This is a genomic window from Leminorella richardii (genome assembly GCF_900478135.1).
Taxonomy (GTDB): domain Bacteria; phylum Pseudomonadota; class Gammaproteobacteria; order Enterobacterales; family Enterobacteriaceae; genus Leminorella; species Leminorella richardii.
Genome location: NZ_LS483470.1, coordinates 290,984 through 308,199, shown reverse-complemented (window position 1 = coordinate 308,199; position 17,216 = coordinate 290,984). Strand labels below are relative to the sequence as shown.

Genomic DNA, 17,216 nt, shown 5'->3' with positions numbered 1-17,216 from the left:
CACCAACTGGCCTATAGGCGGATTGGGGGGCGGCGCTAAAGGTTCGCCAATGATGGGCGGTAGTGGTGGCGGAATGGTCGCTAAGGCAGGATTTGTCGGCATGATGACGGCCGCAGTTACCCCTTATGTTGACGACGCTCTAGTCGCTGCTTTTGGTGACTCTGAGCGGTTTAATAAAATCAGGTCAGCCGAAACGTGGAGTGACTTTGGTAATGCCATTATAGGGCGTGAACCTAAGGTTGGTAACGGCAGTGAAGATCTAGATCCTCTTACCGGGAATAGCTCTGCTTGGGATAACGCTTTCAAAAATAACAACGGCACGCCGCTCGTCGCAGAGCAGCCGCCTCAGAAACCGCCAGAGGGTGAAATCAAAGTCAAAATTGAGCTGCCCGAGGGTGCGTCGGTGCGCTCATCACAGGTTCAATCAAGCGGTGTGGGCCTCTCTGTTAACACCGGCAATACCTATTCAGGGGGCTACTGATGGGATTTTTTAGTGACCTGTGGGACAAAATCACCGCCCAGCCGCCGACAGGTAAAGGCTCGTTTCGTGGCGTGCCGTTTTACATCATCGACGACAGCAATCAGTCAGGCGGTCATCGTATCGTCAAGCATATGTTCCCCGGTCGTCAAACCGGCAAAATTGAAAACATGGGCGCGCAGGCCGATGAGTATTCCATTTATTGCGTACTTATCGGCGATGATTATCTCGAACAAAAAGAGACCTTAATAGCCGCTTTGCGGGAGCCGGAACCGGCTGACCTTGAACATCCGTTTCACGATACCCTGTACGTTCAGGTTGAGACATGGAATTGCCGTGTCTCAACGCATGAGCAGCGTATCGCCATGTTTCAGATTACGTTTAGCCTTGCTGAAAAGGAAGAATCTCCCGAGGCAGATACCGACGGCGAAGCTGACCTGCTCGACCAAAATGAAAGCCTGCTTGAGCAAATTGCCAACGACGTCGCTGAGGTATGGGAAACCATTAACGCTGTCGCTGCCGATATCGAAGCGGCCATTACGTTTGCGACCAACGTCGTGAACAACATCACCAATATGATAACCGGTCTTAGCAGCCTAGGTGGGTTCAGCTCGATTCTGGGACGCGTTCAGGGATTGCAGGGGGCTATCGGTAACCTGATAAAGTCCCCCAAAAAGCTTATCAGCAACCTGACCAACCTGTTTAAGGGGTTCACTTCGTCCGGGGGGAAAGGTTCAAAATCCAGTGCTCAACGGGCGTTACGCTCGATTATCGTCAGTGTTGAGAACATGCCATTAAGTGAACGACCGGCCGCCGCAAAAATGCAAGAGGCGATACGTTCGGCGGTGGTGATTGCTGCTTTGACAGAGCTTGCACAAAGTGCGGTCAGCGATGCCAATGACATCATCAAAGGACGCGTCGATGATGAGGTTGCGGTCACCCTTGACGGTGAAGTGGTTGTGATTGATACCGACCGCGAAGAACTGCTCACCGATGACCGTCCGCTGGTTGAGACACTGGATGATTGCGAACGTCTGGCCGACGAACTCGGTGACGAACTGGCGGATGAGTATATTCGGGCAGCAGATGCCTTCTGGTTTAACACCGCAACACGTTTACAACGTCTGCGCTTAACGTTCCTTGATGAGATGAAAAAAGCGGCGGCAGAGCTGCCTAATGCCCGCAAAGTGACACCGCACATTACCGAACCCGCTCTCGTCATCCTCTATCGCGAGACGGGCGACAGTGCCCTTATCTCACGGTTTATTCAACGTAACGCCCTGCGGCATCCGACGTTCGTGCGCGGTGGCGAGGCGGTGGAGGTCATTGATGACCAATAACATCATTGAGCTTTATGTCGGTAACAAGATATACACCGGCTGGACAGACATTACCGTCATTCGCAGCATTGAGGAGCTGAGCGGTCAGTTTAGCCTCGGTTTGACCCGAACCCGCGCCGATAAAGATGTGCCGCTTAAAGAGGGGCAGTCGTGTCGGGTAGAAATCAATGGTCAGGTGGTTATTAGCGGCTATATCGACACGATGGACAGAACCATTGATGCCGAAAATCGAACCATTATCGCCGAGGGTCGGGACAAAACCGGCGACCTCGTTGACTGTGCGGCTCGTTATCAGTCTGGACAATGGCGAAATGCTACCCTTGAAACCATCGCCCGTGACCTGTGTCAGCCCTTCGGTATTGGCGTCGTCTGGACGGTGGAAGCAGATGACGCCGCCAAACCGTTTAGAGTGTGGAAGCTTGAGCCGGGTGAAACGGTCTTTGAGTGCCTTGCTCGCGCGGCCCGTCATCGGGGCGTGATGGTCAACAGTAACGCCTCAGGGGATTTGGTCTTTACGACGGCAGGCACTGAACGGCTTGAGACGCTGCGTTTTGGGGAAAACATCAAATTTATCAATATCCGTTCATCATGGACGGAGCGCTTTAGCGACTACATTGTTCTAGGGTCGTCAACGGCAGGCGGCCTGTGGGGGGATGAACAAACCGCCCATCAATCAACCCGCGTCCGCGTCAACATCACCGACCCGGAGATCTCCCGTTATCGCCCAATGGTTATCGTAGCCGATAGCAATCAGCGCGCCGACGAAAGTCGTGCTCGGGCTGATTGGGAGCGCAGGCGGGCGATGGCTCACGGTCAGCCGGTGGTCGTTGAGGTAGTGGACTGGTTCACTCGCGATAAAAAGCTGTGGATGCCGAACCGTCTTGTGGTGCTGGATGTGCCTGATGAAGGTTATGCCGAGCGTGAGTTGCTTATCGTGCAAATGGAGCTGTCATTGACCAATGACGGCGGTACAACAACGAAACTGACCCTGATGCCTGCGGCGGGCTTCGATGAGCCAGCGCAGCGCGAAACCAAAACAACCGGGGGGCTTTGGTACTGATGAAACAGGCGTTTAACTCACTCAAGCGGCGTATGCAGTTGCTGGTCTCTCGCGCCGTGGTCAACGTCATTAATGACAGCTTGAAGACACAGAACCTGCAAATCAGCATGTTGGCCGATGATGATGCTGACGACGTCGAGCGTTTTCAAAATTACGGCCATAGCAGCGTTCCACCTGCGGGCAGCGAGGCTATTGTTTTGTCAGTTGGCGGGATGCGTCAGCAGCTTGTTGCGGTAGTGGTCGATAATAAAGGCACCCGGCTTAACGCGGGCAAGCCCGGCGATAGCGCCCTTTATCACATGGAGGGGCACTACTTCCTTTTGACCGAAGATGGTGAAGCTAGGCTCAAGTGCAAGCGCTACATCGTCGAAGCCGAAGAGGTCGTGATTGATACACCCGAAACCCGCATGACGGGTAATGCCACTATACTCGGTGGCAGCAACACGACCGGTACCAGTGAGGCGGCCGACCATATTAGCGGTGGTATTAGCGGTAAAGGTCATACGCACCGTGAGCATGATGGCCCAACCACAGGAAAACCACAATGATATCTTTGGTATGGCAAACCCTAGACGCTGATATTGCACTCGATAACCTGATTGGCGACAACATCACGACAAACGTTATCGCGAGCCTCTTTACTGACCGCCGCGCGCAACCGTCGGACGAGCTACCGGATGGTGGTACTGACCGTCGTGGATGGTGGGGAGACACTTATCGCAAAGAGCGACTTGGCTCTCGCCTGTGGTTACTGTCTCGCGAAAAACAGATGCAGACCGTGCTTTCTAAAGCACAAAGCTACGCCAGCGAGGCACTGTTATGGATGCCAAAAGCCGGGCTTATTCACGACTACCGCGTCACAGCCACCAACCCGTCAAGCGGGGTTTTATTGCTGACAGTCATCATTTTATTAAACGACGGTTCACAGCTTCCCATGTCGTTTAAAGCCAGTTTACACGGGGTTTAAATGCCATATATATCACCCACACTGAGCGAGCTTATGACGCGAACCCGTACGGATATCGAAACCCGAACCGGTACGTCAAATATCGCGACAGAAGGCGTCGCAATGTCTGCGGCAGCCAACGCCTACGGGTTGCATGGTCGGCTTGGCTGGATAGCTCGCAATATCATTCCTCACCTTGCTGATGACGACATTTTGCTGCGACATTGCGAATTTTGGGGCGTGTGGCGCAAGCAACCCACAGCGGCGACGGGAACGATTATTGTTGAGGTTGTCGACGACGCTGTTATCGCCGCTGGGACACGCTGGCAGCGTCAGGATGGGGTTATTTTGACCTCCACATCGGCGGTGATGACCTCCACCGCCGGAACAGTTATCGTGCCGGTTGAGGCTGAAGAGACCGGCACAACAGGAAATACGGCGGCGGATGTCAAGGTTGAATTGCTGTCACCGGTAGTGAACGTCAAGAGCGCAGCGTTTGTCTCGTCTGCCACTATCAGTGGGGGAGCCGAGATTGAGAGCATTGAATCGCTACGATCTCGCCTGCTGTTTCGCGTTCAATACCCGCCAAGTGGTGGTAATACCTACGATTATGTGCGTTGGGCACTGGAGTGTGCTGGTGTGACGCGTGCATGGTGCTTTTCAGCTATTGGTCGCAACGTTGTTACCGTGTTGTTTGTGCTTGATGGTCAGCCGGATATTTTTCCAACCCTCTCTGATATTGAGCGCGTTCAGGACTATATCACCGCTCACCAGAACCCGCTCACTAACCAATGGGAAGGAAAAGCGCCCGCCGTTGAGCTGAACGTCTCTGGCCCGCAAAAACTGGCGCTCAATCCGGTTGTTCGCATTTCTCCTAAAACCCCTGATACACAGGCAGCAGTAACAGCAGCGCTGACTGATTTACTCATTGATGCCGAACCGGGCGGAAAAGCGTACCTGTCTAAAATGAATGCTGCTGTTGCAACGGCCAGTGGTGTGACCGACGGGCGTATCGTCTCCCTGAGCGATGATATCTACGCACAAGAAAATGAGCTGATTGTTCTAGGGGATATCACATGGCAATGACGGCAGAGCACTATCAGCAGGCGGGGCTTGCACTGTTGCCATTAGGACGCGCATGGTCGCGCGCTCTGGATGGTCAGCTTGGCAGGTTAATGCTGGGGTTGGGTGATGAACTGGCGCGCATTGATGCGGTCGGTGACCGATTGCTCAATGAAATGTTCGCTAATAATGCGTTTATGCTCCTGCCGGATTGGGAGGAGTTTGCGGGTCTCCCTGATTGTCCGGCGGATGATGACCTTACCATTGATAATCGTCGGTTGGCACTGGCGGCCAAGCTGAAGATGACCGGTTCACTGTGCACAAAGTTTTTTGAACAACTCGCTGCCGAGCGCGGTTATAGCATCCAGATCCGCGACTATTACCCGCATCATTGTATGCGCCCCTGCACCTACCCGCTTTACCCTGAGTCAAATTGGTGGACGGCGTATGTCTATGTTGGCGCGCCATTCCTGCACAACATGACGGTACTTGATGGTGTGACCACGCGATTAAAGGTCTACGATTACGGCGATTTGGAATGCTTGCTCGACCGTTATCGTCCGGCTCATATTCATTTTGTTTATATATTTGAGGAGTAAGATATGTACTTTCTTGATAATGGTTCAGGCGTTAGCACTATGCCCCCTATAGGGACGGTAAGCAGTACAACCCCTCTCTGGTTCACCGAAAGCCCGCCAAGTTACCCCGGTGCTGACTGGTTTAATATTGTACAGATGGAGCTATTAAACGTCCTGAAAAGCTGCGGTATAGAACCCGATAAAACCAAGTTAAACCAATTGGCTGAGGCATTTTCGGCTCAGGGACAAAATTTTGTCTCTTTTACATCTGCTGGAGTTTATGAATTTGTAGTACCTGCTGTGCTGAAAGCGGGTCGTAAATGCTGGGTTCAGGTGATTGGTGGTGGGGCTTCGGGAGCCGTTGGTAGTAATTATATCGGCGGAACCGGTGGATCGTCGGGCGGCACAGCTTACAAGTTAGTCGATTTGACAGACGTTGATACGGTGACAATAACAGTCGGTGCGGGAGGTGAGTCAGTGACGACTATCAATTCCGCTGGGAATTCAGGGGGTTCTAGCTCGTTCGGTGGATACTTCTCCGCCACTGGCGCACCGGTAACAAACGTCAGTAGCTCACAACCGGGAGGAGAGGGGATATATGGTGATATTAATCTCGCGGGGTTTCCGGGCGCTTTGGCAGCGGTGTTAGCTATCTCGGGAACAAATATCACGTCCTGTGGTGGAAATGGTGGTGGGGCTGGCGGAGGCGCTGGCAAAATAAACACCACGCAGTGGAACTTAGACGCTGAGAACGGAAGACATGGTAAATCACCGGGCGCGGGTGGCGCAGGGCTAGTTACTTATTCTGGTAGCCCTACAACCTATAAGAGCGGAAAAGGTGCCGATGGTGCTGTGTACATTTACTGGTAATAGGGGGCGATTATGTGGGCAAGAATTGAAGAAAATGAAGTTACTGAGCTAACGGATATCAATCCAGAGGGGCGTTTTCACCCTTCTTTGCAGTGGGTTCCATGTGGGTCAGACGTAAAACCGGGTTACGTTTTCAATGATGGTGAGTTTCAGCAACCACCAACAGAGCAAGAATAATTTGCTATCTGAGAGTCATTTTTGTTGGCGCGTTTTTTGTTTTTGTTGACGCGCTCAACTCCTATTTTTGGTATCAAATATTTTCATATTCAGAGTCTGTGAGTGGTATCAAATAAAATCAGAATCAGTATCAAAAGATTTCGCGCGCTACATGTAGGTGAATGTTCACCAGCGGGTTAGCAACAAAGTTAATGCCGGACATTTTCAGCAGTCTGAAAAGTCGGGAAGCGTACGCACCGTTGTAGGAATGCATCGCGGTAGTGTGGCTGGCGGTAACCTTTGCCCCCGTGCCGTCGCGGTGCGCCAGCGCGGCAACGGTTTCAACAAAGCGCGACTGCTCGTCGTCAATTTCATCACAGTGTACGTCGATTAGCCGATCGTACTTCTGCGCCAGTGCAAAAGTCTTGTGTAGTGACTCTACGCCGTATTCACGGGTAAACTCAAAGTGAGGGATGGCACCGATAACGTCTGCCCCCAGTCGCACAGCCTCTTCCATCAGCGCTTCACCGTTAGGATAGGAAAGAATCCCCTCCTGCGGGAAAGCAACGATTTGTAGGTCTACCCAAGGTGCAACTTCCTGCTTCACTTCCAGCATCGCTTTCAGCGCTGTCAGCATTGGGTCAGAAACGTCTACGTGCGTACGAACGTGCTGAATACCGTTAGCCATTTGCCACTTCAGGGTCTGCATGGCTCTGGCTTTAACGTCTTCGTGGGTCAGCATGGCTTTACGTTCAGCCCAGCGCTCAATGCCTTCAAATAGCGTGCCCGACTGGTTCCAGTTCGGCTCTCCGGCAGTCTGAGTCGTATCCAGATGGATATGCGGCTCAACGAACGGAGGGATCGCCAGCCCGCCTTCAGCATCAATCACGCTGCCCACGACAGGTGATGCCGCGTCCTGAGGTTCAATACGACTAAAGCGACCGTTCTCGATAGTGAGCTGCCACAGCCCTTCTTGCCCCTGCAGGCGAGCCTGACGGATAGTAACGGTATTATTCTGCATGACTGACCTCTGGAGATTTTACTGCACCGCGATTAATCAGCGGATTCAAAATGATATAGCTAACTACGCCACCAAGTACCGCGTTGACCGGCACCACACCGGGAATGTAGTGCCCGGCAGCAATACCTAAAGCCACCGACAGCAGCGCGACCCAGTTTACCGGTATAAACTTCGCCGTGTTGAAATTACCGTAGCGACGATGATTCATCAGGTAGTCAGCAATAATAACGCCGCCGATGGGAGGGATCGCCGCTGACAGGAAGGTCAGCCAGCCAACAAAGTTGTTATACAGCCACAGCGCACACAGCGTGCCAATCAGGCCGTTAGCGACGGACAGGCCGCGGCTGGAAAGCCCGGTGATATTGGCAAAACCGAGGCCGGATGCGTACAGCGCGTTATCGTTAGTCGTCCAGATATTAAGGCCGAGGACAACAATCGCCGGTATCAACAGCCCTTGAGCAATCATCACGTCAGAGATATCCGCTTGCCCCACGGCAGCGGCGCCCGCGGCGCCGAAGACAAACATCAGCGAGTTACCGAGGAAGAAAGCAATCATCGCCACGACTACCGCGGCTTTGGCGTTGCGGCCAAAGCGAACGAAGTCAGCAATCAGGGTACCCGCGCTGACAAAAGAGCCCACCACCAGCGCCAGCGCTGTAGAAAAGTCGAGAGGATTCTGCGGAACGATAGACTTCAGATGGTCAAGACCGCCGACGTCATTCACTGCCAGCCAGACCGAGTAGCTGCCGAGAATAGCGATGGCCGGAACGGCAATCACTGACAGAATAGTCAGAGCCGAGATACCGAAGAATATCGTCACAGTCATCAGCAGACCGGAGATGGCAATCAGTATGTTAGCGTCAATCCCCGTTGCCTTGCTGACCGGTATGGCAAACATGGCAACGCCTACGCCAAACCAGCCGACCTGAGTACCGCCTAACAGCAGAGAGGGAAGCCATGAGCCTTTAATACCGAAGGAGTAACGAGCCAGAAGGTGGGTAGAGAGTCCGGTTTTTGCGCCGATGTAACCAAGAAATGCTGTATAAATACCGAGAAGGAGATTACCGAAGAGAACTGCTAAAAAGAAATCGTTATAGGAAAGACCGGTACCGAGCGTGCCGCCGGTCCACATACTGGCTGAAAAAAACGTTAATCCCAACATTACAAACGTCAACGAGATTACGCCTTTCCGCGCCGCCAGGGGGACGGGCCCCTGACTATAATTGTTATCTTGCGACACAATATCTCCTTAGATCCGGGCCAAAAAATTCGCCGCATGATATACACTCCACAGAAGAAAGCAATCGTTTTCGTCTATGTTTTTTTCATAGGACATGCCATAATGATGAAATATAAAGTAATTTTTTTAATGCTAACGGACATTTAATGAAACGCGTTCAGTGGTCTTCAGCTATTTTTTTAACACTCGTTTTCTCAGGGCCATTTAGCTCGTTTTCCGCCCTTGCTGACAGCGGTGAAAGTCGTACCTCTCTAGCTCAAAAGGTTGAGGCAACAACGTTAGAAAATTTTTATCAGATCGACGATAGCCTCTACCGCTCAGGGCAACCCGGCGTAGCGCAAATGAAAGAATTGGAAAAGCGCGGCGTTAAGTCGGTGCTTAATCTCCGAAATTTTCATACCGACAATGATGAAGCTAAGGGCACCTCTCTTGCTCTGTACCACGTACCAATGGAAGCGGGTAGGTTTACTGAACTTCAGGTTATTGAGGCGCTGAAGGTCATTCATCGCGCTCCTAAGCCTGTGCTGGTTCACTGCTGGCACGGCAGCGACAGAACTGGCCTAACAGTCGCAATGTACCGCCTAGTCTTTCAAAACTGGAGCAAAGAGGACGCTATTCAAGAGCTGAAACAGCCCGAGTTTGGCTATCACCAGTGGGCCTATTACAACATTATCCAATACATTGAGAAGGTTGACGTTGATAGCATTCGCCGTCAGGTTATCGGCGAGACCAAATCTGACCAGAAAGCAAAATAGCAGACCTCTAAACGCCAAGCGCCCTGCGGTAGTTACATCGCAGGGCGCTTTATTTTATCGACTAAAACAGCGGGTTCTTAAGGTGCTGGCACAAACCCAACGGCCTGGCTAACCTTGGCCATCGTCTCTCTGGCGCGAGCGCTGGCCTTCTCCGCCCCCTCTTTCATCACGCGCCGAAGGTAGGCCTCATCGTTACGGAAACGATGGTAGCGTTCCTGCAGTTCAGTCAGCATACCGGCAACCGCCTCGGCCGTTTCTGTCTTTAGGTGGCCATACATTTTGCCTTCAAAATGCTGTTCCAGTTCAGCGATATTCTTACCGGTCACACCGGCAAGAATATCCAGCAGGTTAGAGACACCCGCTTTGTTTTCAATATCGTAGCGAACAACAGGCGGCTCGTCAGAGTCGGTTACTGCACGCTTAAGCTTCTTCGTTACTGATTTAGGATCTTCCAGCAGGCCAATCACATTGTTCCGATTCTCATCGGACTTAGACATCTTCTTGGTTGGCTCCAGCAGTGACATAACGCGCGCGCCAGACTTGGGAATAAACGGCTCTGGTACTTTAAAAATATCACCATACAACGCGTTAAAGCGCTGAGCAACGTCGCGGCTCAGTTCAAGGTGTTGCTTTTGGTCTTCACCAACCGGTACCTGATTGGTCTGATACAGCAGAATGTCTGCCGCCATCAGCACTGGGTAGTCAAACAGACCCGCGTTAATATTTTCTGCGTAGCGGCTGGACTTGTCCTTAAACTGTGTCATTCGGCTCAGTTCGCCGAAGTAGGTGTAGCAGTTCAGCACCCAGCTAAGCTGTACGTGCTCTGGCACGTGGGACTGGATAAAAATGGTGCTTTTCTCTGGGTCAATACCGCAGGCCAGATACAGTGCCAGCGTGTCCAACGTTGCTTTACGCAGCTTTTCCGGATCCTGGCGTACCGTAATGGCGTGCAGGTCGACAATGCAGTAAATGCACTCATACTCATCCTGCATGTGAACCCATTGACGCAGAGCTCCCATGTAGTTACCGATAGTCAGTTCGCCGGATGGCTGTGCGCCACTAAATACAATGGGTTTACTCATGATATCGTCCTAATTCACTTTGGTAGTCAACTGCCCAATGGCAGGCAAAAGATCGGCAAACGAATGCAAAACGCGGTCAGGCTGACTCAGCGCGATAGGTTCACCATAGTTATAGCCGTAGGACAGGCCGATCGTAGGGCAGCCCGCCGCCTTTCCGGCCAGAATGTCATTACGGGAATCACCAACGAACACCAGTTCGTCAGACCTAAGCCCAAGCTTTCCTAAAACCAGATACAGCGGTGCAGGATGAGGCTTCTTTTCCACCACATCATCACCACCGATGATAACGCCAAAATAGTCCTGAATGCCCAGTGAGCTCAGAAGCGGACGAACAAACTGCGTCGGCTTATTGGTGACCAGCGCCATTTTCATCCCGTCTTTCGCCAGAGCCGACAGCGTCGATACGACGTTCGGATATAGGCTAGTCCCTGATTCAACGCATTCACTGTAAAATCGATCGAACAAAATACGGGCATTTTCCAGATGAGCCTTACCGTTTTCACCACCGGCCCAGTCGAGCGCACGCATCACCAGCACGTTAGCGCCGTTGCCAATCCAGTGTGCAACCCTCTCCTCACCGGCAGGTGCAAAGCCCAGCGCTTTCAGCGTTGCATCCACAGCGCTGGCTAATCCCGGCAGGCTATTGACCAGCGTCCCGTCAAGATCGAACCCCAGCCCCTTAATACCGGTGAACATGCTCATCGCACAACTCCGGCCAGCTCGCGGCGCATGCTATCGATCACCGTTTTATAGTCTGGCTGGCTAAAAATCGCCGAACCGGCTACAAACATATCGGCTCCGGCCGCTGCGATTTCACCGATGTTCTCAGCCTTCACGCCGCCGTCAACTTCAAGGCGAATGTCCAGACCGCTTTCGTCAATGCGACGACGCACCTGACGCAGCTTTTCGAGGGTTGAAGGAATAAAGGACTGCCCGCCAAAACCTGGGTTCACTGACATAAGCAGAATCACGTCCAGCTTGTCCATCACATAGTCAAGGTAGCTAAGCGACGTTGCCGGATTAAACACCAGCCCGGCCTTACAGCCCTGCTCTTTTATCAGCTGTAGCGTGCGGTCAACGTGTTCGGAGGCTTCTGGGTGAAAAGAGATATAGCTGGCACCCGCTTTGGCAAAGTCTGGCACGAGGCGATCGACAGGCTTAACCATCAAATGCACGTCAATCGGCGCCGTGATGCCATAGTCGCGCAGCGCCTTACACACCATCGGCCCAAAGGTCAGGTTCGGCACGTAGTGGTTGTCCATCACGTCAAAATGGACAACGTCAGCGCCGGCGGCCAACACCTTCGCGGTATCTTCTCCCAGTCGGGCAAAGTCTGCGGACAGTATTGAAGGAGCAATCAGAAAGTTGTTCATTATCTATTCACCCATAAAAATATGTGGATGCTAGCTATACAGCGCCAGCAGCTCGTTAACTTTGGTTCTGCCCGTTACGTTTCGACTGATAGTACGACGGCCTTTTACTACCATCAGCGCCGCTTCACGATACCACTCGCGAGTCAGCTCCGTGTCGTGGTTAGAAATCAGCACCGGAATGCCCTGCTGCTCAGCAACCTCCTGAGCAAGGATCGCCAACGCCTGCTGATCGTAAATGTTGAAGCTGTTTGTATGATAGGCAGTAAAGTTCGCCGTGGCCGACAGCGGCGCATAGGGAGGATCGCAGTATACGACTGATCCCGCCTGCGCTTTTCGCATAGTCTGTTCGTAGTTTTCGCAAAAAAACGTTGCCCGTTTTGCCTTCTCGGCAAAGCAGTACAGCTCCGCTTCAGGAAAATAGGGCTGCTTGTAGCGACCAAACGGCACGTTAAATTCACCGCTAAGGTTATAGCGGCACAGGCCGTTATAGCAGTGGCGATTAAGATAGAGAAAAAGCAACGCTCGACGATAGCGATCCTTGCTTTCATTAAACTCGGTCCGAAGCTTGTAGTAGATCTGCTCCTGATTGTTGTTTTCATCAAACAGCTTGCGTGAATCCTCTACGACCTGATTCACACACTCTTTTACGATATTGTAGAGATTGATTAAATCACTGTTGATGTCTGCCAGAACGTATCTCTCATAGTCCGTATTGAGAAATACCGATCCGGCGCCGACGAACGGCTCAACCAAACATTCACCCTTAGGTAAATATTCCCGAATTTCATCGACCAGCGGATATTTACCGCCGGCCCATTTTAAAAAAGAACGTTTTTTTTTCATGCTGCGAGTTAGCTACTTATACAATTCACAACGGCGTTTTGCACTCTGTTTCAAGCAGCACATTTGCACATATATAATTATTTTTGTTTGAGATCCTGATGCACCTGCTGCATCGATCTTACCCACGGCTTATTCGCCTGTACGTCTTTAGACATTGTCGAGAGTGCGCTTCTGGCTTCAGAAGCCGATGCATAGTTTCCGGTAACCAGAATGAACCAAGGTTTACCGTTGCGCTGTGTCTGATATACCCAGTAATCCTTCATGCCGTTTTTCTTAGCAAAAGAGACCAGAGTGTCAGAGCGCGAAGCACTGCTAACCTGTAGCGTAACGCGATTTGCCGGAATAGAAGCCAGCGCAGAAGCACTGCCCGGTGTTGATGAGCCTTTAGCTACCGGTGGCGCCTTTGGTGCGCTTTCCGTTGCCTTTGGCGCCGTTTTGGTCGGTGCTGATTCAGCAGACTTTGGCTTTGACTGGCCAGAAGTACCGCTAGCGCCGTTCGCTGACGACTCTGGCGCTTTCACCGGTGGCGTTGACGTGTGAGAAGACTGAGTGCCTTCACTTGACGACTGGCCGCCTCCCGCCATCTCAGTTTCTTTCAGGCGATTTAACTGCTCTTGCTGTGCAGAAAGCGCATCCGTAATCTCTCCAGGAATTTCAACGCGCTGCTGGTTAGGCGTTTCCTGAGGAGGAGGAGTTTGCGTTGGTGTACCTGCGACGGGTGGAGGCATAACAGGCGTAGAAGATGACTCTCCCCCTGCCGTAGTCGCTGTGCCGGAGGCAGCACTGCCGTCAGTCGGAGACTGTGTCGGTTGTGATGTTCCTGCGCCCAGATTAACCTCGCGCGGCCCGCTGTTTTGCTGCCCGGGAGGGGAGTTCAGCGCAGAGCTGACAAGATAAATAAGCAGCAGCAGAACCAAGACGCCAATACCGAGCTTGATATGCTGTTTGGATAAGGCAAAACCCCTGCTGGGTTTACTGCGCTCACGCCGAGAACCGCGATCTTCAGCGTCAGGTCTCATTCCGTCAGATTCAAAATTCTCTGGCGCATCGTCTTCGTTTCGCACTTGCCTACCCCCTAACGTTTATCAAACATCGACTCAAACCGCATTGTATAAGGCTGATAAAAACAGCCCATCAGTTATCCTGCTGGCAGTGGCGGATAGCGTCTAAAACTACATCGTGGGCTATACCGCTTACGACGTCAGAACGTCCGATAGCCGTAGGTAATACTAGCCGAAGTTTCCCCGCCAGCGTTTTTTTATCACGCAGCATGTGGGGAATATACGCTTCTGGCGACATCGCATCCGGCCCTTTAGTCGGTAGCCCTGCGCGCGCCAACAGCCGCTTGATACGCTCTATGTCATGAGCAGGGAACATGCCCAACGCTGATGCTGCATGGGCTGCCATAACGGTACCGGCAGCCACCGCCTCACCGTGCAACCAGTTACCATACCCCATTTCGGCCTCAATGGCATGACCAAAAGTATGGCCCAGATTCAGCAGCGCTCGCGCACCGCTTTCACGCTCGTCTTCGGCAACCACCTGCGCTTTTATTTCACAGCAGCGGCGAATGCAGTATCCCATTGCCCTTTCATCCAGCGCCATAAGGTCGTCAACGTGCTCTTCCAGCCATTCAAACAGTTCAGCATCCAGAATAATGCCGTACTTGATAACTTCAGCCATGCCTGACGACAGCTCCCGAGGCGGCAGCGTTTTTAAGCAGTTAAGATCGATCACCACCGACGCGGGCTGATAGAACGCGCCAATCATGTTTTTCCCCAGAGGGTGATTCACCGCTGTCTTGCCCCCTACGGAGGAGTCAACCTGAGACAGCAGTGTCGTCGGTACCTGAATAAAGCGAACGCCGCGCTGGTAGCTGGCAGCCGCAAAACCCGTCAAATCACCAATCACCCCGCCGCCCAGCGCAATCAGCGTTGTATCGCGACCGTGATTGTTTTCAAGCAGTTTAGTGAACACGCGATCCATTACTGACAGCGTCTTATACTGTTCACCGTCAGGCAGGATAAGAGAGTCAATTACAATGCCCTCTGACTCTAGGCGCGATGTTACCGCCGTTAAATAAAGGGGCGCGACAGCATCGTTAGTCACTATCAGCGCTTTATCCCCGGCTTTAAGGGGAGAAAAAGCATCGGCCTGCTGAAACAGCCCGGCGTCAATCGTAATAGGGTAGCTGCGCTCGCCTAAAGTGACCGTTACCTTCTCCATCGTCCGCCTTTTTGTCTATAGGGTTAGATTAAGACCCGCTGATTTGTCAGTAAAATCAGCGATTCTCAATAAGCTGAATGATTTGGTTTGCAACAACCTTTGCGCTTTGATCGTCGGTATGAATCGTGACATCGGCAATCTCTTCATAAAGAGGATTGCGCTCTTTTGCCAGAGTTTCCAGCACGTCTCTAGGCGTATCAACCTGAAGCAGCGGACGCTTCTTATCGCGCTGGGTGCGGGCCAGCTGCTTTTCAATGTTGGTTTCAAGATAGACAACGATACCGCGGGCAGACAGACGATTGCGGGTCTCTTTGGACTTCACAGAGCCACCGCCGGTCGCAAGCACGATGCCCTGCTTTTCGGTCAGTTCGTTAATCACTTTTTCTTCACGATCGCGAAACCCTTCTTCGCCTTCCACATCGAATACCCAGGCTATATCAGCTCCAGTACGGCGTTCAATCTCGTGATCGGAGTCCACAAACTCCATATTAAGCTGTTGAGCCAGCTGACGGCCAATAGTGCTTTTTCCAGCCCCCATTGGACCAATCAGAAAGATATTGCGTTTCTCTGCCATGTTTTTTGGTATTACTAAAGATAATTCGTTAATGACACCCCGCCCAGCAACGCGCCGTCGCCGCGGGAGTTCACCTGAAACCTCATGAGCAATATGTGTGAGATCAGACTGGAAATTATCTCAACACTGCAGATGGTTGGCAATAGGCGGTTTGGCTCCAGCTCGCTTAATTCATCGAGCAGAACTTTAAGAAAATCACCGCAATTGCGTTTTTTACGCTTTCATTTCAGGGTTTCAGAGAGACCCTTGTAAGCCAAATAGTGGCTATCGTCAAATCGGCGTTCATTTTTGTTTATTTTTATTCCGTACTATTTGTCGCCTCAAGCGGCCGCGAATTCACAATTGTTGGCGTAATAAATACCACCAGTTCACGCCGCACATGCTTCTCAGAGTCTCGCTGAAACAGCCGACCCAGCACTGGGGTATCGCCTAAAAGAGGAACCTGCTCTCTGCTTGAAATCCGGCTGCGTTGAAAGATGCCTCCTAGAGCTATCGTTTCTCCGTTCGCTACGATAACCCGCGTTTTGACTTCCTGCGTATCAATCGTCAACACCTCACCACCGTCGCCTTTTTTCAACGCCTTCCCCGGCACGTTTTGACTTATTTGCAAATCGAGCTCCAGCCGCTCGTCAGAGAAAATGCGCGGCGTAACCTCGAGCCCCAGCACCGCCTGTTTAAACTCTATCGACGTTGCCCCGCTTGAACCGCTGGAAACCTCATACGGAATTTCAGTTCCCTGCTTGATGCTCGCGGGCTGCTGGCTCATCGTCATTAAACGGGGGCTGGCAATGATCTCCACACTGTTTTCCGCTTCTAATGCAGAAAGCTCCAACCCAAGAAGCCGCCCGTCAATTCTGGCCAGTTGAAATCCTATCTGCGCAGCGGGTGTGGCTACAGGCAAATTGATATTAAACCGACTGGCAACTCCTGCTCCGTCCGCAAGACCGGTTTCCCCCCATCCCCACTTCACGCCCAGCTCGTCTAATTTTTCACTGCTAATGGTGACAATATGCGCTGTTAATAAAACCTGTGGCTGTGGCACATCAATCTCATCAAGCAAAACCTTAACGGCAGGAACCGTACTCTCCTCAGTTCTTATCAGCAGCGCATTACTTCTGCCGTCTGCAACGGCGCTGCCGCCGTCAGACAGCCCAACACCGCGCTGACTGTTAAGCACTTTTGCCAGTTCGGCAGCATCCGCGTGGCGAACGCGATAGCTAAAGGTAGTCAGTACAGGGGGAGGAAGCAGTACGTCCTCTGGCAGTTCAAGGCGACGAGGAAACACGCTGATAACGTTCCCCTCTCTTTCGGCCTCAAGGCTTCCGGCGTTAAGCACAATCTGCATCGCCTGCTCCCAGGGAACCTCTTCCAGACGCAGGCTGATTTTCCCGTTTACGCCATCCGCTACCACCAAATTCATTCGCCGCACGTCTGCCAGCGCCTGCAAAACTGCGCTGACTGGGGCATCCTGAAACGTTAAAGACACCGGCGGGCTCTCATCTGGCTCCCCGCTCACCACACTAGGGCTGCCGGCAAATACGACGCTGACAGTCGACAAGAGCACAGCGGTAAACAGCATTCTGAGTGTTATCGATATCCATCCCGGCATAAG

19 protein-coding genes and 1 pseudogene are annotated in these 17,216 nt (G+C 52.2%); 10 read left to right on the top strand and 10 right to left on the bottom strand.

Features of this window, described 5'->3' with window-relative positions; translation table 11 throughout:
- Window positions 1-49: 49 nt before the first annotated feature.
- The 9 genes from DQM29_RS01405 to DQM29_RS18140 are packed head-to-tail and all read left to right on the top strand — an operon-like array spanning window position 50 to window position 6,511.
- Window positions 50-481 carry a hypothetical protein gene (locus DQM29_RS01405; protein ID WP_111738976.1) on the top strand — a complete coding sequence of 144 codons (432 nt, stop codon included), beginning with the start codon at window positions 50-52 and terminating at the stop codon, window positions 479-481.
- Window positions 481-1,818: a DNA circularization protein gene (locus tag DQM29_RS01400; protein WP_111738975.1), complete on the top strand. Its 1,338-nt coding sequence runs from the start codon at window positions 481-483 to the stop codon at window positions 1,816-1,818. Before DQM29_RS01405 ends, DQM29_RS01400 begins: the two co-directional genes overlap by 1 nt.
- The gene (locus DQM29_RS01395; protein ID WP_111738974.1) at window positions 1,808-2,878 is read left to right on the top strand and encodes a phage baseplate assembly protein; all 1,071 of its coding nucleotides are present in this window, start codon (window positions 1,808-1,810) and stop codon (window positions 2,876-2,878) included. The genes DQM29_RS01400 and DQM29_RS01395 overlap by 11 nt, the downstream gene beginning before the upstream one ends.
- Window positions 2,878-3,426: a phage baseplate assembly protein V gene (locus tag DQM29_RS01390; RefSeq protein WP_111738973.1), complete on the top strand. Its 549-nt coding sequence runs from the start codon at window positions 2,878-2,880 to the stop codon at window positions 3,424-3,426. The genes DQM29_RS01395 and DQM29_RS01390 overlap by 1 nt, the downstream gene beginning before the upstream one ends.
- Entirely contained in the window at window positions 3,423-3,845 is a 423-nt protein-coding gene (locus DQM29_RS01385) for a phage GP46 family protein (RefSeq protein WP_111738972.1), read from the top strand. Before DQM29_RS01390 ends, DQM29_RS01385 begins: the two co-directional genes overlap by 4 nt.
- A complete protein-coding gene (locus DQM29_RS01380; RefSeq protein ID WP_111738971.1) occupies window positions 3,846-4,910 on the top strand; it encodes a baseplate J/gp47 family protein in 1,065 nt (354 codons plus the stop codon).
- On the top strand, window positions 4,901-5,485 hold the full coding sequence (locus DQM29_RS01375) for a YmfQ family protein (protein ID WP_111738970.1): 585 nt from the start codon (window positions 4,901-4,903) through the stop codon (window positions 5,483-5,485). Before DQM29_RS01380 ends, DQM29_RS01375 begins: the two co-directional genes overlap by 10 nt.
- A 3-nt stretch (window positions 5,486-5,488) precedes the next feature.
- Window positions 5,489-6,334, top strand: coding sequence for a glycine-rich domain-containing protein (locus DQM29_RS01370; RefSeq protein ID WP_111738969.1), 846 nt, complete (start codon window positions 5,489-5,491; stop codon window positions 6,332-6,334).
- A 12-nt stretch (window positions 6,335-6,346) separates the two neighbouring features.
- On the top strand, window positions 6,347-6,511 hold the full coding sequence (locus DQM29_RS18140) for a hypothetical protein (protein ID WP_170126465.1): 165 nt from the start codon (window positions 6,347-6,349) through the stop codon (window positions 6,509-6,511).
- A 154-nt stretch (window positions 6,512-6,665) separates the two neighbouring features.
- On the opposite strand, the pseudogene codA reads toward DQM29_RS18140, so the two are convergent.
- Window positions 6,666-7,511: pseudogene (gene codA, locus DQM29_RS01365) on the bottom strand (cytosine deaminase); the annotation flags it as partial.
- Window positions 7,501-8,751, bottom strand: a complete 1,251-nt coding sequence (gene codB, locus DQM29_RS01360) for a cytosine permease (RefSeq protein ID WP_111738968.1) — start codon at window positions 8,749-8,751, stop codon at window positions 7,501-7,503. The gene codB and the pseudogene codA, both read right to left, overlap by 11 nt.
- A gap of 146 nt (window positions 8,752-8,897) precedes the next feature.
- On the opposite strand from codB, the gene DQM29_RS01355 reads away from it, so the two are divergent.
- Window positions 8,898-9,506, top strand: a complete 609-nt coding sequence (locus DQM29_RS01355; protein ID WP_111738967.1) for a fused DSP-PTPase phosphatase/NAD kinase-like protein — start codon at window positions 8,898-8,900, stop codon at window positions 9,504-9,506.
- 77 nt (window positions 9,507-9,583) lie between these two features.
- Here DQM29_RS01355 and trpS read toward each other — a convergent pair whose 3' ends face one another.
- From trpS to pilQ, 8 genes are all read right to left on the bottom strand, one after another.
- The gene (gene trpS / locus DQM29_RS01350) at window positions 9,584-10,588 is read right to left on the bottom strand and encodes a tryptophan--tRNA ligase (protein ID WP_111738966.1); all 1,005 of its coding nucleotides are present in this window, start codon (window positions 10,586-10,588) and stop codon (window positions 9,584-9,586) included.
- A gap of 9 nt (window positions 10,589-10,597) precedes the next feature.
- Window positions 10,598-11,290: a phosphoglycolate phosphatase gene (locus DQM29_RS01345; RefSeq protein ID WP_111738965.1), complete on the bottom strand. Its 693-nt coding sequence runs from the start codon at window positions 11,288-11,290 to the stop codon at window positions 10,598-10,600.
- Window positions 11,287-11,961, bottom strand: a complete 675-nt coding sequence (rpe, locus tag DQM29_RS01340; RefSeq protein ID WP_111738964.1) for a ribulose-phosphate 3-epimerase — start codon at window positions 11,959-11,961, stop codon at window positions 11,287-11,289. Before rpe ends, DQM29_RS01345 begins: the two co-directional genes overlap by 4 nt.
- Before the next feature lie 30 nt (window positions 11,962-11,991).
- Window positions 11,992-12,804, bottom strand: a complete 813-nt coding sequence (gene dam, locus DQM29_RS01335) for an adenine-specific DNA-methyltransferase (protein ID WP_111738963.1) — start codon at window positions 12,802-12,804, stop codon at window positions 11,992-11,994.
- Window positions 12,805-12,881: 77 nt separating this feature from the next.
- The gene (locus tag DQM29_RS01330; protein ID WP_111738962.1) at window positions 12,882-13,868 is read right to left on the bottom strand and encodes an SPOR domain-containing protein; all 987 of its coding nucleotides are present in this window, start codon (window positions 13,866-13,868) and stop codon (window positions 12,882-12,884) included.
- 70 nt (window positions 13,869-13,938) lie between these two features.
- Window positions 13,939-15,030 carry a 3-dehydroquinate synthase gene (gene aroB / locus DQM29_RS01325; RefSeq protein WP_111738961.1) on the bottom strand — a complete coding sequence of 364 codons (1,092 nt, stop codon included), beginning with the start codon at window positions 15,028-15,030 and terminating at the stop codon, window positions 13,939-13,941.
- A gap of 55 nt (window positions 15,031-15,085) precedes the next feature.
- Window positions 15,086-15,604, bottom strand: a complete 519-nt coding sequence (gene aroK / locus DQM29_RS01320) for a shikimate kinase AroK (RefSeq protein ID WP_111738960.1) — start codon at window positions 15,602-15,604, stop codon at window positions 15,086-15,088.
- A gap of 298 nt (window positions 15,605-15,902) precedes the next feature.
- A complete protein-coding gene (pilQ, locus tag DQM29_RS01315; protein WP_232054845.1) occupies window positions 15,903-17,213 on the bottom strand; it encodes a type IV pilus secretin PilQ in 1,311 nt (436 codons plus the stop codon).
- Window positions 17,214-17,216 lie beyond the last annotated feature (3 nt).

Bases quoted from the DNA above. Each gene is read 5' to 3' on its own strand.
- DQM29_RS01405 (WP_111738976.1), top strand. From the start codon at position 50: ATGATGGGCGGTAGTGGTGGCGGAATGGTCGCTAAGGCAGGATTTGTC.
- DQM29_RS01380 (WP_111738971.1), top strand. From the start codon at position 3,846: ATGCCATATATATCACCCACACTGAGCGAGCTTATGACGCGAACCCGT.
- rpe (WP_111738964.1), bottom strand. From the start codon at position 11,961: ATGAACAACTTTCTGATTGCTCCTTCAATACTGTCCGCAGACTTTGCC.
- trpS (WP_111738966.1), bottom strand. From the start codon at position 10,588: ATGAGTAAACCCATTGTATTTAGTGGCGCACAGCCATCCGGCGAACTG.
- DQM29_RS01400 (WP_111738975.1), top strand. From the start codon at position 481: ATGGGATTTTTTAGTGACCTGTGGGACAAAATCACCGCCCAGCCGCCG.
- DQM29_RS01395 (WP_111738974.1), top strand. From the start codon at position 1,808: ATGACCAATAACATCATTGAGCTTTATGTCGGTAACAAGATATACACC.
- DQM29_RS01385 (WP_111738972.1), top strand. From the start codon at position 3,423: ATGATATCTTTGGTATGGCAAACCCTAGACGCTGATATTGCACTCGAT.
- DQM29_RS01355 (WP_111738967.1), top strand. From the start codon at position 8,898: ATGAAACGCGTTCAGTGGTCTTCAGCTATTTTTTTAACACTCGTTTTC.
- pilQ (WP_232054845.1), bottom strand. From the start codon at position 17,213: ATGCCGGGATGGATATCGATAACACTCAGAATGCTGTTTACCGCTGTG.
- DQM29_RS01370 (WP_111738969.1), top strand. From the start codon at position 5,489: ATGTACTTTCTTGATAATGGTTCAGGCGTTAGCACTATGCCCCCTATA.
- dam (WP_111738963.1), bottom strand. From the start codon at position 12,804: ATGAAAAAAAAACGTTCTTTTTTAAAATGGGCCGGCGGTAAATATCCG.
- DQM29_RS01390 (WP_111738973.1), top strand. From the start codon at position 2,878: ATGAAACAGGCGTTTAACTCACTCAAGCGGCGTATGCAGTTGCTGGTC.
- DQM29_RS18140 (WP_170126465.1), top strand. From the start codon at position 6,347: ATGTGGGCAAGAATTGAAGAAAATGAAGTTACTGAGCTAACGGATATC.
- aroB (WP_111738961.1), bottom strand. From the start codon at position 15,030: ATGGAGAAGGTAACGGTCACTTTAGGCGAGCGCAGCTACCCTATTACG.
- DQM29_RS01375 (WP_111738970.1), top strand. From the start codon at position 4,901: ATGGCAATGACGGCAGAGCACTATCAGCAGGCGGGGCTTGCACTGTTG.
- DQM29_RS01345 (WP_111738965.1), bottom strand. From the start codon at position 11,290: ATGAGCATGTTCACCGGTATTAAGGGGCTGGGGTTCGATCTTGACGGG.
- aroK (WP_111738960.1), bottom strand. From the start codon at position 15,604: ATGGCAGAGAAACGCAATATCTTTCTGATTGGTCCAATGGGGGCTGGA.